General features: G+C 67.0%; 13 protein-coding genes. 10 read left to right on the top strand and 3 right to left on the bottom strand.

Going from position 1 to position 13,391, the window contains the following annotated elements; translation table 11 throughout:
• Positions 1-2 precede the first annotated feature (2 nt).
• Positions 3-1,490 carry an AraC family transcriptional regulator gene (locus ACT6SE_RS10870; protein ID WP_046430817.1) on the bottom strand — a complete coding sequence of 496 codons (1,488 nt, stop codon included), beginning with the start codon at positions 1,488-1,490 and terminating at the stop codon, positions 3-5.
• A gap of 660 nt (positions 1,491-2,150) precedes the next feature.
• Between ACT6SE_RS10870 and ACT6SE_RS10875 the strand changes: the two genes are divergently transcribed.
• The 9 genes from ACT6SE_RS10875 to ACT6SE_RS10915 all read left to right on the top strand — a co-directional run bounded on the left by ACT6SE_RS10875 (position 2,151) and on the right by ACT6SE_RS10915 (position 9,856).
• Entirely contained in the window at positions 2,151-2,414 is a 264-nt protein-coding gene (locus ACT6SE_RS10875; RefSeq protein ID WP_032956532.1) for a CD225/dispanin family protein, read from the top strand.
• 132 nt (positions 2,415-2,546) lie between these two features.
• Positions 2,547-3,686: an SPFH domain-containing protein gene (locus ACT6SE_RS10880; protein ID WP_014647262.1), complete on the top strand. Its 1,140-nt coding sequence runs from the start codon at positions 2,547-2,549 to the stop codon at positions 3,684-3,686.
• Positions 3,687-3,706: 20 nt separating this feature from the next.
• Positions 3,707-5,059 carry a membrane protein gene (locus ACT6SE_RS10885; RefSeq protein ID WP_032956535.1) on the top strand — a complete coding sequence of 451 codons (1,353 nt, stop codon included), beginning with the start codon at positions 3,707-3,709 and terminating at the stop codon, positions 5,057-5,059.
• Positions 5,056-5,313: a hypothetical protein gene (locus ACT6SE_RS10890; protein WP_014647264.1), complete on the top strand. Its 258-nt coding sequence runs from the start codon at positions 5,056-5,058 to the stop codon at positions 5,311-5,313. The genes ACT6SE_RS10885 and ACT6SE_RS10890 overlap by 4 nt, the downstream gene beginning before the upstream one ends.
• Positions 5,314-5,502: 189 nt before the next feature.
• Entirely contained in the window at positions 5,503-6,087 is a 585-nt protein-coding gene (locus ACT6SE_RS10895) for an AprI/Inh family metalloprotease inhibitor (RefSeq protein ID WP_046430818.1), read from the top strand.
• Positions 6,088-6,156: 69 nt separating this feature from the next.
• Complete coding sequence (locus tag ACT6SE_RS10900; RefSeq protein WP_046430819.1) at positions 6,157-7,116, top strand: cation diffusion facilitator family transporter; 960 nt, start codon at positions 6,157-6,159, stop codon at positions 7,114-7,116.
• Positions 7,117-7,188: 72 nt separating this feature from the next.
• Positions 7,189-7,824, top strand: a complete 636-nt coding sequence (locus ACT6SE_RS10905; RefSeq protein WP_046430899.1) for a DNA-3-methyladenine glycosylase — start codon at positions 7,189-7,191, stop codon at positions 7,822-7,824.
• Positions 7,824-8,018 carry a hypothetical protein gene (locus ACT6SE_RS10910; protein WP_014647268.1) on the top strand — a complete coding sequence of 65 codons (195 nt, stop codon included), beginning with the start codon at positions 7,824-7,826 and terminating at the stop codon, positions 8,016-8,018. The genes ACT6SE_RS10905 and ACT6SE_RS10910 overlap by 1 nt, the downstream gene beginning before the upstream one ends.
• A gap of 119 nt (positions 8,019-8,137) precedes the next feature.
• The gene (locus tag ACT6SE_RS10915) at positions 8,138-9,856 is read left to right on the top strand and encodes a sensor domain-containing diguanylate cyclase (RefSeq protein ID WP_046430822.1); all 1,719 of its coding nucleotides are present in this window, start codon (positions 8,138-8,140) and stop codon (positions 9,854-9,856) included.
• Here ACT6SE_RS10915 and xth read toward each other — a convergent pair whose 3' ends face one another.
• Entirely contained in the window at positions 9,857-10,651 is a 795-nt protein-coding gene (xth, locus tag ACT6SE_RS10920; RefSeq protein WP_014647270.1) for an exodeoxyribonuclease III, read from the bottom strand.
• A gap of 159 nt (positions 10,652-10,810) precedes the next feature.
• Here xth and ACT6SE_RS10925 point away from each other — a divergent pair, with 159 nt between their 5' ends.
• On the top strand, positions 10,811-12,397 hold the full coding sequence (locus ACT6SE_RS10925) for an alpha-amylase family glycosyl hydrolase (RefSeq protein WP_046430823.1): 1,587 nt from the start codon (positions 10,811-10,813) through the stop codon (positions 12,395-12,397).
• On the opposite strand, the gene ACT6SE_RS10930 is transcribed toward ACT6SE_RS10925, so the two are convergent.
• Positions 12,367-13,353 carry a TIGR03885 family FMN-dependent LLM class oxidoreductase gene (locus ACT6SE_RS10930; RefSeq protein WP_046430825.1) on the bottom strand — a complete coding sequence of 329 codons (987 nt, stop codon included), beginning with the start codon at positions 13,351-13,353 and terminating at the stop codon, positions 12,367-12,369. The two genes, ACT6SE_RS10925 and ACT6SE_RS10930, sit on opposite strands and share 31 nt — an antisense overlap.
• Positions 13,354-13,391 lie beyond the last annotated feature (38 nt).

The raw sequence follows: 13,391 nt of genomic DNA on the forward strand, positions 1-13,391 counted from the left end.
TTTTACTGGTGCGGGCTTCGCCGGTAGCTGCGCGGGCTGACCCCTACCGCGCGCCGGAAGCTCTTTTCGAAGTGGCTCAGGTCACCGAAGCCGACCTGCAGTGCGACATCGGTAATGCGCAGGCGCTGCCCATCCCGCAGCAGCTGCTTGGCGTGCTCGATGCGCAGTTGCTGCAGCAGCAGCTTGAACGTCGTGCCCAGCTCGCTGCGGAACAGGAATCCCAGGTGTGACTGGCTGACGTGGGCCTGGCGAGCGAGGTCGCCCAGCGTGAGCGGCTCCGCGGCATGGTCCTTCAGGTAGGCCAGGGCGCGTTTCAGGCCATCGTGCAGGCCTTCATGCGCTGCCCGCGGCGTATCCGGCTGCGCGGGCGCAGGACCGACGGTCTGCTCAACCGCGGGCAGCCGTTGCGGGGCGCGCCCGGCATCGCTGGCAACGTGGCCCGCAGCCAGATCCGGCGCGTGGCGTGCGAGATCCTCACGACGGATGCATCGGCCACCGGTCATCACCGCCAGCCGGACCACTACCCGCTCCATTTCCAGCAGATTGCCGGGCCAGTCGTGCGCGCACAGGGCTTCCAGCACATCGTCGCCCAGCACGCGGGGATTGAATCCATGCAGCTCCAGCGAACGCGCCGCCAGCGCGCCGATGTCCTCCACCCGTTCGCGCAGCGGTGGAATATCCACGGTCAGGAACTCCAGCCCAGCCAGCAGGGCGCGCGAGAACTGCTTCTCTCTCACCCGTTGTTCCAGGTCCGCGCTGGTCGACGCGATCACCCGTATCGGGCCGGCCGCCAGCGCTTCAGCATGAGCGGCAGGCAGCCCACGCATGCGATGTGACAGCTGCCCCTGCAGCGGCACCGGCAGTTCGTCGACTTCGTGGAAGTACAGCGTCCCGCCCTGTGCGCGCGCGAACCAGTCGCTGGCTTCGCCCAGCGGGTGAACACAGTTCACTTCGACAAACGGGCCCTGCCGGGAAGGGCCGCCACTGTGCAGGGCGGCGGCCAGCTCCATCTTCTCGGTACCAAACTCGCCGCGCAGCAGGACCGGCAACGGGCTGGCCGCCGCGCGCTCCACGAATTCATCCATCTGCTTCAGCGCCTCGCCGGCGCCGACCAGCAACAGCGGCCGGCTCAATGCCTGTTCGGCCCAGGCCTTGGCTTCGTAGCGCTTGATCAGATGCGCGCAACGCTGGGCAAACTGCTCCCCCAGCGCCAGGGCACTACCATCCAGCCGGCCCTTCTCGCCTTCCAGGTGCAGCTCACCCAGCACCTCGCCGCCATAGCGGATGGGAACCCGCTGCAAGGAAACCTCTTGCCCGGACGCAGCTGGCAACCCCGCAGCTGCCCCTGCCACCGCACCACGCAACCGCACTTGGCCACCCCGCATCACCTTGTGCTGGGACAGCTCCTTCACGAACGCGCCCAGCAGTTCGGGCAATGACGGATAGGGCCGATAAGCGCGCTGCAGCATCTCACTGACTTGCCTGTGCATCGAAACTCCCCTTTGGAATGGCGACCCGATGCATCTGCAACGGGCGATCTCGCGATGCAGGCCGTCCGGCATCATCGCGGGATGCTGCAACGTCCACGCCGCATGCCGTGCCCGCTGGTCGCACCGCTGGTGCCGTGCACGCTGTTCGCTCCCGCAGTGCCGGGAACTGCCATCGCTGCTGGAGGTCGGCAAGGCGGACGTCGTCCAGGCCGGGGTCGTGCGCCAGAGGGCGGCACTGCCTGTGACACGGCGCTCCCTGTGTTCCGGCCATCGCGTCCCTGGATTATGGGAAACGAGTTTCCAGAAAATAAGCATGATAATGACGTGAATATCCGCGCCGGATATTTGTCGCCCGCGTTTCCGTGCGCCGAGCACCGCAAAGCAGGTGAAGGCAAGGCGCCGGGATTCCATCCACGCTGATGATCAACGCGTCTGAGCGAACCAGGGGCGGGCACGTATTGCGCCGCCGTGACGGCTGCACCGCCTGCTCGCCCAGGCCCGCAGGCCACCGCGCCTGCCTGCCGCGGCGCCGCCCCCGATCAATGACCCATCGACCAGCAGAAGATTGCGCACCACGCACGCGTGGCATGCCTTCCGCTGCAACTGGCCTGTCCGCATACTCGCGCTCCCGACCGCAGCACGATCAAGGAGATCGACCGCATGGACCGCACCCCGCCACCCGTGCCCCCCAGGAACTACCTGATGTGGGCCATCCTGAGCATCATCGCCGGCTTCTGGCCGTTCGGCATCGTCGCCACCGTCTACGCCAACCGCAGCACGTCACTGGTCGCCAGCGGCCAGATCGGCGCGGCCACCGAGGCTTCGCGCAAGGCGCTGCGCTGGATGATCGCCTCCTTCGTCACCCTGCCACTGTGCCTGGCACTGATGATCGGCTATGCCCTGATCGCGCGCGGCATGGCCTGAAAGCCTGCCGTCGCCGTCGCGCCATGATGAATGGCAGGCGCGCGCGGCGGTGGCGGCGGCCCATCCCGCTCCTCTATAGTCAGTCCAGCTCGGCAGGCATGGTGCCTGCCCTCGAATCACAGGGAGTTGGACATGGGTCTGGTACAGGCGGTGAAGGGTGCGGTGGGTGGTGTGCTGGCCGACCAGTGGAAGGACTTCTACACCGTGCCCACGGGCCTGCCCTCGACGGCGGCCCTGTTCGCGGCGGTACCGCGCGGCACCAATGCCGGCCGCGGCTCCAATACCAGCGGCTCGTCCAACATCATCACCAACGGCTCGAAGATCATCGTGCCGGAGGGCTACGGCCTGCTGCTGTTCCAGGACGGCGCGATCACCGCGTTCGTCGCCGAACCGGGTGGCTACGAGTGGCGTTCGGACGATCTGAACTCGCAGTCGATCTTCGCCGGCGACGGCCTGGTCAGCACGTTCATCAAGCAGAGCTGGGAGCGCTTCAAGTTCGGCGGCCAGCCGGGTTCGCAGCAGGCGGCGTATTTCGTGTCGCTGAAGGAGCTGCCGGACAACCGCTTCGGTACCCAGTCGGAAATCTACTGGGACGACGGCTTCCTCAACACCCAGGTGGGTGCGGTCACGCGCGGCTCCTACACGCTGAAGATCGTCGACCCGATCCTGTTCGTGAAGAACTTCGTGCCGGCCAGCTACCTGCAGCCGGGCCAGGTGTTCGACTTCACCGACCTGGACAACGCCGCCGCCAGCCAGCTGTTCAATGAAGTGGTCGGTTCGCTGGCCCCGGCCTTCAGCCTGTACACGAACGACCCGGGCAAGGGCAACCGCATCACCAAGCTGCAGCAGGATTCGCTGGGCTTTGCACAGAGCCTGTCTGCCGCCGTCGAGCAGGGCTACCAGTGGAAGTCCGACCGCGGCCTGGCCATCGTCAAGACCGCCATCGTCTCGATCGAGTACGACGCCAACACCCGCGAACTGCTGAAGACCGTGCAGCGCGCCGATGCCCTGTCGGGTTCGCGCGGCAATTCCAACCTGCAGGCCAGCGTCGCCCAGGGCATCCAGTCGGCCGGCGAGAACGGCGGAGCGGCTGGCCTGGTCGGTGTCGGCATGGCCTCGGGCATGTTCGGTGTCGGCGGCATGCAGCAGCCGGTCGCCCCGGCTGCCGACGACCCGGTGGCCAAGCTGAAGAAGGCCAAGGAAATGCTGGATCTGGGCCTGATCACCCAGGGCGACTATGACGCCCTGAAGGCCAAGGCACTGGGCCTGTAACAGCAGGACGCACAACGAACATGTCCGATCCCCGAAACGGCCCGCCGCCGCTGCCCGGATCCGCGCCCGCGACGCCGCCGCCCTTGCCGGCGGCGTCGTTGGATGGGCCCGGTTCGCCGCAGGACGTCCCTCCCCTGCCCGGCAGCTTCCCGCTGGACACCTCGAAACTGCCACAGGCCATCCGTGATGAAGTGGAAGCGCCCGACCCGGTGGCCATCGATACGTCGGCCAGCGAGCTGAAGGACGGCCTCAACCGCTGCCCGAAGTGCGGTGCCACCGACATCCGGCCCAAGGCCGGCACCGACATCCTGGTCTGCCTGTACTGCCGTCACGAATGGCATGGCGCACGCGTCGAGGAAGAGTTCGGCCTGGGCGAGGCCATCGACCAGCTGCGCGGTACGGTCATTGCCTCTGGCGCACGTGACATCGACGCCGACACCTCGGCACTGATGACGTTCAAATGCACCGGGTGCGGCGCTGAAGTCACGGTCAATACCGAGAGTACGATGACGGCGCGCTGCCACTGGTGCCGCCATGTGTTCGGCGTCAACGAGCAGATCGCCAATGGCGCGGTGCCCGATGCAGTGCTGCCCTTCCATATCAGGAAGGACGATGCGGTCGCGCGCATCCGCCAGTTCGTCGACAAGCGCCGCATGTTCGCGCTGAAGGCATTCAAGGACCAGTTCACCCCGGAAAACGTGGTGGGCGTGTTCCTGCCCTACATGATCGTCGACAGCAATGTCAGCGCGGCCGTGGCCGGCAAGGGTGAGATCCAGACCCGGCAGTACACCGTGGGCAGCGAGAAGAACAAGCGCACCCTGTACGACGCCGATGTCTACCAGGTCGAGCGCCAGGTCGACTTCACGGTCGATGACCTGCCACTGGAATCCTCGGCCGAGCGCGGGAATCTCGATACCCGCGCCAATACGAACAACATCATCAACACCATCCTGCCGTTCGATACCAAGAACGCGGTGAAATGGAACGCCTCGTACCTGGCCGGCTTCACCTCCGAAAAGCGCAACCTGGATGTGGAAAAGCTGCGGCCGCGGCTGGAAGACCAGCTGCTGTCGATCGCCCGCGCACAGGTGGAAGGTTCGGTGAAGCGCTACAACCGTGGCGTGCGCTGGGAACAGGAGCAGCTGGAGGTGCATGGCACCCGCTGGGTGTCGATGTACCTGCCGGTGTGGTTGTACTCCTACCACCAGCCCGGCAAGAACGGCGGCATGCTGCACTACATCGCGGTGAACGGCCGTACCGGCGAAACCATGGGCAGCGTGCCCGTGCAGCAATGGAAGATGCTGCTGGCGGCACTGGCCACCGGCACCGTCATTGAAGCCCTCGCAATTGCCTTCCTGGTGGCATCGACATGAGCGACGACAGTGGCCTCTGGCTGTTGGCGGCAGGTCCGGCCGGCGCAACCGCGCTGTACTGGGCGCTGTACCGCTATTACCGCAACACCGACAAATCGCACTCCTTCGAGCACGAGACCGCCATCGAGGCCAAGCCGGTCACCGGCTCGGACCAGCAGGTAGGCCGGGTTACCGGCACCGAGGAAAAGCGTATCCGCGGTGACAATGTGTATGAGTACCGGAAACGGGTGGTGCGGGTAAAGCCCGACCCGTAGCGCCAGGCTCCGCCTGGCTGCGGGTAGTGCCGGCCGCTGGCCGGCATTCCTTCGGTTTCTGGGCGCCAAGAGGGAGCCGGCCAGCGGCCGGCACTACCCTTCGCTGGGCTGCCCCAGCGCACACCCTCACACCGCCTCCCGCCCCACCGGTTCGATACTCGCGCGGTCCGCCCTTCCGAGGATGCTGCAATGGCTGCCGTGCTCGCCCGTACCTGCCTGTCCGCGTTGTGCTGCCTGGCCCTGCCCGCCCTGGCCCAGGACGCCTCGTTCGGCTTCGGCGAACAGACCACCCACACCAACCAGACCACGCAATCCAGCAGCACCCGGACCCAGAGCAGTGGCGCGGTGACCACCCAGACCACCACCAGCGGCAGCTCGCAGTCCGGGTCACGCAGCGAAAGCAAAGAGATCGACGTGGGCTTCGGTTTCCACGACGACGACGACGACTGGGGCCGCGACCGCCACCGTGGCGGCCGCGATGTGCGCGACAGCGATCTGTTCGGCAGCTGGACGCTGGGCCAGGAGAACGGCAACACCTGCTCCATCGAGCTGAAGAACATCGAGTGGTTCGGCGGCTACAGTGCCTACGTGCCCGCCGGCTGCCCGGATGGCTTCTTCTCGGCCAACCGTTGGGTACTGTCGGGCAACCAGCTGCTGCTCACCGACACCAGCAACACCGTGTTCGGGCGCTTCCGCGCGTCAGGCGGTGGGCGCTGGACGGGCTACCGTGAATCGGATGGGGCGCGTTTGTACCTCAATCCCAAGGGGCACTGATCGCGCCGTGCACGCAATGGGCACGCGCTGATCGGGAAGATCAGGCGTCCGCCCCGCCCCGCCGCCGAAATGTCCGCTCCCACCGGTTCCCGTCTGGTCATCTATGCCGCCCTCGCGGGCAACCTGGCCATTGCCATCGCAAAGTTCATCGCTGCCGGCATCTCCGGCAGCTCGGCCATGCTCAGCGAGGGCGTGCATTCGCTGGTCGACACATTGAATGAACTCCTGCTGCTGTACGGGCTGCGCCGTGCCGGCAAGGCGCCAGACCCGATACATCCATTCGGCTATGGCCGCGAGCTGTACTTCTGGAGCTTCATCGTCGCCCTGCTGGTGTTCGCCGCTGGCGCCGGCGTCTCGGCGTACGAGGGCATCCAGCACATCCGCCGGCCGGAGCCGGCTACCAACCACGCGTTGAGCTACAGCGTGCTGGGCATTTCCATCCTGTTCGAGGGGGCCTCCTGGTGGGTGGCGCTGCGCGAGTTCCGGCGTACCAAAGGCAAACTTGGCTACTTCGAAGCCTTCCGCCGCAGCAAGGATCCTTCCACCTTCACCGTACTGCTGGAAGACAGCGCTGCGTTGCTCGGGCTGGGCTTCGCGTTGGTCGGCCTGGTGGCCGCGCAGGTGCTGGATATGCCGGTGCTTGATGGCGTGGCGTCGCTGTGCATCGCCGGCGTGCTGGCCGCAACCGCCTTCCTCCTGGCCCGTGAAACCAAGGGCCTGCTGGTTGGAGAGCCTGCCCACCCTGCGGTGGCCGAGCGGATCATGGCGGTGGCCGAAACCGATCCGGACCTGCGTCGCGCGAACGGCGTGACCACCATGCAGATGGGACCGGAACAGGTCGTGGCCATGCTCAGCGCCGAGTTCGAGGACGATCGGCAGACCCCACAGATTGAAGCCTGCATCACCCGCATCGAAACGGCGGTAAAGCGCGAGTATCCGGAGCTGGTGGCACTGTTCATCAAGCCGCAGACGCCCGAGGTCTACGCCGCCCGGCGCGCCACGCTGGCGGCACCGTCCGCGCCGGAATGACGCTGCGTCTGCGCCCGTTTCACCAGTCCAATGCCACAGTGCCACCAACATCTGCCCGAGCCTGCCTCTACCGTGCCGGATTGCTTGCCCGCCTCTCTTCAGATCCTCCCGCGCAGCTTCTACCGGCGCCCGCCCGTCGAGGTTGCGCCCGAGCTGCTCAACAAACTTCTGGTCCGTGACGATGGCCGAACGGGTCGCATCGTTGAAGTCGAAGCGTACGCGGGCAGCGTCGATCCGGCGGCGCACTCCTATCGCGGGCAGACGCCGCGCACGGCCAGCATGTTCGGTGAGGCCGGCCACCTGTATGTCTACTTCACCTACGGCATGCACTGGGGCAGCAACGTGGCCTGCGGAGAGGTCGGTGAAGGCGTGGCGGTGCTGCTGCGGGCCGTCGAGCCGCTGGCGGGCCTTGAGCGCATGCACGAGCTGCGCCCCGCCGCGCGCCGGGATCACGATCTGGCCAGCGGCCCCGGCAAGCTCTCGCAGGCATTCGGGCTGGACCGCAGTTTCGACGGCGCCGACCTGGTTACTGGCAGCCATGGCATCGTGATCGCAAGCGATGGGACCCCGCCTCCGTCCGACCCGGTAATTGGTCCACGCATCGGCATCACCCGCGCGGTCGATTTCCCTTGGCGCTGGCACATCCGTGACAATCGTCACGTATCGATTCAGCCACGGCGTACTCCCGCCCCTGCGAGGAAACGATGATGACCCCGCTCGACAAACCACTGCGACGCGAACTGGACATCGATGGCCGGCCCCATACCCTCACTGTGGACCCCGAAGGCCTCAAGCTGGTCGAAAAGGGGCGACGCAAGGGCATCACGCTACGCTGGCAGGACCTGGTATCCGGCGATGCCGCACTGGCCACCGCCCTGCAGGCATCGCTCCAGCAACACTGAGCGGGCGCGGCACCTCACATCGGCATCACTCCGCCATGGCGATACATAACGCCGTGCGCACTAGCGTAGCGCCAGCCAGCCGCCGCAACCGCCCTCGCCACCCAGCCCTGAAAAGCGCCATGGACGAAGCCGAACGTCTGCTCGAAATCGACCGACTGCACCTGCTGGATACGCCCCCTGAGCCGGTGTTCGATGCCATCGTCGCCGCCGCCCGCGCCGCGACCGGCATGACCATGGGACTGATCACCGTGGTGGCCGAAGACCGGCAGTGGTTCAAGGCCAATATCGGGCTGGAGGGCGTCACCGGAACGGCCCGCGAGATCTCCTTCTGCACGCATGCGATCCGCCACGACGAGCTGTTCGAGATACCCGACGCGCGCCAGGACCCTCGCTTCTCGACCAATCCCCTGGTGACCGCCGGGCCGCGCATCCGGCATTACGCCGGCATCCCGCTGGGCTCGGCCCATGGTGCACGCATTGGCACGCTGTGCCTGCTCGACCCGATGCCCGGCGTGCTGTCCCCCTCCCAGCGCGAACTGATGGTGCATCTGGCGCGGGTCACCACCCAGGTGCTGGAACAGCGCAGTACCCTGATGGCGCAGGTTGGCCAGGCGAAAGCGCTGCATCGCGAGCTGAAACGCAGCGAAGACTTCCTGGAGCGGACCAACCGCGCCGCCCGGGTGGGCGGCTGGGAGATGGACCTGGTCACCAACGAAGTGCGCTGGACCCGCGAGACCAAACAGCTGCACGGCGTGCGCAGCAACTTTGAACCGACGCTCGACACCGCGCTGTCGTTCTACCGCGAAGACAGCCGCAACATCATCCGCGCGGCCGTGCAGCGTTGCATCGACGAAGGCACGTCCTGGGAGGTGCAGCTGCCAATGACCACCGCCGACGGGCGCGCGATCTGGACCCGGGTGGTCGGCAGCCGGCAACAGGTCGACGGCCATCCGCGCCTGGTCGGGGCGATCCAGGACATCACGGACGAGCGAGCCGCGCTCGACGCGCTGGAAGCGAGCGAGACCCGCTACCGGCGGCTGTTCCACTACAGCCTGGGCCTGATCTGCACCCACACGCTGGACGGGACATTGACCTCGGTGAATCCCGCGGCGGTGCAGTCGCTGGGCTTCGAGGAAAGCCAGATGGTCGGGCGCAGCCTGTGCGACCTGATGCCACCGGAAAAACGCGAGGGCTTCAAGGCCTACCTCGCTCGGATCCAGGCAAACCACACCGACGCTGGCGTGATCGAGCTGATTGCCGCCGACGGTACGCGCCACTACTGGGCGTACCACAACGTGCTCGACAGCGAGGCCAGCCCGCCCTACGTGCTGGGGCATGCACAGGACGTCACCGCGCTGAGGATGCAGGAGCAGCAGCTGCGCGAAATGTCCTTCAAGGATCCCCTCACGCAGTGCTACAACCGGCGTTATCTGCACCGGCTGGATGAACTGATTGATGAGCGCTGGGCCTGCGTGATGTTCGATCTGGACCACTTCAAGCACATCAACGACACCCAGGGCCACCGCCGCGGCGACGCCGTCCTGGTCGAGTTCGCCACCTTCCTGCGCTCGCCGCTGGGCAAGGAGGAGACGGTGGTGCGGCTGGGCGGCGACGAATTCATGGTGGTACTGGTCGCGCCCGCGGATGGCCGGTTGAGCGAACTGGAGCACTGGTACCAGGACCACGCTGCGCTGTCGCCGAGCGCTTTCTCGATGGGTGCAGCCATCAATACGGCCGGTGAGCCTGTGGCCGACACCATCCAGAAGGCGGACAGCCGCCTCTACCGGACCCGCGCGCGCGTGCGCCGCGAGCGGCGCGAAGGCCCCGCCGTGCGTTGATCACGCCGCCCGCACCGTCACCCACGTCGGCGCGTGGTCGCTGGCCTTCTCCTGCAGACGCACCCAACGGTCGACGCCAGCGTCCTTCAGTCGCTCCGCCAGTACGGGATTCAACAGCAGATGATCGATGCGCAGCCCACGGTCGCGCTCGGCATGTTGGCGGAAATAGTCCCAGAAGGTGTAGATCGTGGCGTCGCCGTGCACCTTCCGCAGCGCATCGGTCCAGCCCTGCGCGAGCAGCCGCTCGAAGGCATCGCGAACCTCGGGCTGGAACAGCGCATCGCGGCGCCAGGCCTTGGGATCGTAGACGTCGGCTTCGGTGGGAATCACGTTGAAATCACCCAGCAGCAGCGCCGGGTGCGGCAGCTCGACCAGGCTGCGCGCGTGCCGGATCAGGCGTTCCATCCAGCGCAGCTTGTAGTCGAACCTGGGCCCGGGCTGCGGGTTGCCGTTGGGCAGGTAGAGGGCACCCACGATGACCCCGTGCACCGCCGCCTCCAGGTAGCGGCTCTGCGTGTCGCTGGGCTCGCCGGGCAATCGGCGGCGGCTCTCGACCGGCGTGGTCCCCCGAGCCAGCAACGCCACGCCGTTCCAGCGCGCCTCACCTTGCCAGAGCGCACCGTACCCAGCCTCCTCCAATGACGCAGCCGGAAACGCGGCGTCGGTCGCCTTCAGTTCCTGCAGGGCAACCACGTCCGGCGATTCCCTGTGCAGCCAGTCCAGCAGCTGTGGCAGGCGCGTGCCGATGCCGTTGACGTTGAACGTGGCAATACGAAGCGTCTTGCGTCGGGCCATGCAGGAAGCCTCCTCGGTGCCGGGAATGAGCATTCACTCTGCGCGCCCGGGCATGCACGGGCCGTGGATGCCACGTCATGATGTGGTGCCATTCGTTTCACGAACCGCTGCCACGCGCGACAGCAGGCTGGTCATCCGTGAACAGTGCCGGAGAAACCCATGGCGGTGCGTCCGCTGCGCGCCATCTACCAGATCGACCCCTACCTGTTCCGCGACAGCGACGGCCGCGGATGGGGCACGCTGGATGGCATCGCGGAAAAGCTGGACTACCTGCAGTGGCTTGGCATCAGCCATGTCTGGCTGCTGCCGTTCTACTGCAACGCCGGCCGCGATGGTGGCTACGATGTCACCGATCACTACCGTATCGATCCACGCCTGGGCGACCAGGCCGCGTTCCAGCGCCTGGTCGATGCCGCCGACGCACATGGCATCGGCATCATCGTCGAACTGGTGATGCAGCACACCGCCAGCGCGCACCCGTGGTTCGTCGCCGCGCAGCAGGGTGACCCGGCCTGGCGCCGCTGGTACCTGTGGAGCGACCACATGCCTGACGACGGCCTGCAGCCGATGTTCCCGCCGATCGAGGCCTCTGTCTGGACCTGGGATGCCGAGGCCGGCGCGTTCAACCGGCACATGTTCTACCGGCACGAGCCAGACCTCGACCTGGCCCATGCGCCGGTACGCGAGGAACTGCTGCAGGTAATGACGTTCTGGCTGCAGCGTGGCGTGGCCGGCTTCCGCGTCGACGCGGTCCCGTACATGGTCGAGCGCGCGCGCCACGCGGACCCGCGCGACGACGGGCTGTGGCTGCTGGAGGCGATGCGCGCCACGGCAGACGCACAGCAGCCAGGGCTGCCGTTGATCGGCGAAGCGGATGTCCGCGCGTCCCGCTACGGTGACTTCCTGTGCCAGGGGCGGCGGCTTTCGCACCTGCTCGATTTCCACCTCAACAATCATTTCTTCCTGGCACTGGCACGCGGCGATGCCAGCGAAGTGGCCCGGGTCATGGCCGAATACGGCCCGCACGCGCCGCCGGACACACGCATTGCCTGGCTGCGCAACAATGATGAACTGGACCTGGAGCAGCTGGAGCCGGATGAGCGCGAAGCGGTGATGGAACGCTTCGCTCCTGAGCGTGGCATGCGCATCTATGGTCGTGGTATCCGCCGTCGGCTGGCACCGATGCTGGACGGCGACATCGCATGGCAGGCGATGGCCTGGGCGGCGCTGCTGTCGCTGGGCCAGGTGCCGGTGGTGCGCTATGGCGAAGAGATCGGCCTCGGTGATTGCCTGGAGCTGCCCGAACGCAATGCCGTGCGCATGCCGATGCACTGGCACGGTGGCCCAGGGGCTGGGTTCGCCGACCAACCGCGGCATGCCTGGCGCGCGCCACCGGCGGATGGCCCCTACGGTTACCGCACGGTGAATGTCGAGGCGCAACGCGCGATGCCGGGCTCACTGCTGCTGCGGGTGCGCGAGCTGCTGCAGCAACGCAATGCCCATCCCGTGCTGCAGCAGGGGCCACACACGCTCGACCCACCCTCACCCGCGCTGCTGATGCTCCGCTTCGGTGAGGCACCCCATCAGGCACTGGCACTGATCAACTTCGGCGACAACCCGGTTGAGGTGGACGTACCCCTGCACGGCCCGCTGCACACGCTGGTGGGCCACGGCGCCAAGCTGCAGGGTCGCCGCTGCTACCTGCAGGGCCATGGCTATACGTGGCTGGCTGCCGAGGGTGCCTGAGTGCGCAGCGCAGGCAGTACGTGTTCGGCGAAGTCGTCGATGAAGCGTTCCTGCTCGCGGTTCACGTTGTGCAGGTAGATGCGATCGAACCCCAGGGACTGCAGCTCCTGCAGCCAGGCCCGATGCTGGTCCAGGTCTGCCGAGACATGCACGTGCTCGCGCACCACCTCGGCGCTGACCGATCGGGCCTGTGCTTCGAACTGTTCGGGCTGGTCCAGGCCTTCGGCCAGTTCCGGCGGCAGCACGTTGGCGCTCCACTGCTCCATCGCGCCTTCCAGCGCCGCCTGTTCGGCGCGCGCGTAGGAGAGCTTGGCCTGCAGGTACATCGGCTTGCCCCTGCCGCCGCCGTCCTCGAACGCCGCCACCACACGCCGCAACTGCGCCAGTGGCTGGCTGATGGTGATCAGGCCATCGGCCCAGCCCCCCATCCAGCGTGCGGTTTCCTCGGTGACGGCCGCCCCCAGCAGCGGCAGGGGAAGCGCCGGGCGACTGTAGAGCCGTGCCTGGCGCACCCGGAAGTCACCGTCGTGGTCGACCTGCTCGCCGCCCCACAGCCGCCGCATCACCTCGGCCGCATCGCGCAATGCCTTCTGCCGCTCGCGCTTGGCTGGCCACGGCTGGCCGGTGATGCGCTCGTTCAGGGCCTCGCCGGTACCCAGCGCCAGCCAGATCCGGCCCGGCGCCAACTGTTCCAGCGTCGCCGCTGCCTGTGCCACCAATGCCGGGTGCTGGCGCAGCATCGGGCAGGTCACCATGCCCAGGGTCAATGCGCTCTGCACCGCCAGCGCGCCGGCCCATACCCAGCTGTGGCCGGACTGCCCTTGCGCAGTCGTCCACGGGTGGAAATGGTCCGAGCACATCAAAGCCTCGAATCCCGCCTGTTCGGCGCGCAGCGCCAGGCCCAGCAAGGTGGCGGGCGGGAACTGCTCATGCGATGCGTGGTAGCCGATGGTCATCACGGATTCCGTGCGGGGACTGGACACGATGGCAACAC

The organism is Stenotrophomonas sp. LC732 (assembly GCF_052446685.1).
GTDB classification, from domain to species: domain Bacteria; phylum Pseudomonadota; class Gammaproteobacteria; order Xanthomonadales; family Xanthomonadaceae; genus Stenotrophomonas; species Stenotrophomonas muris.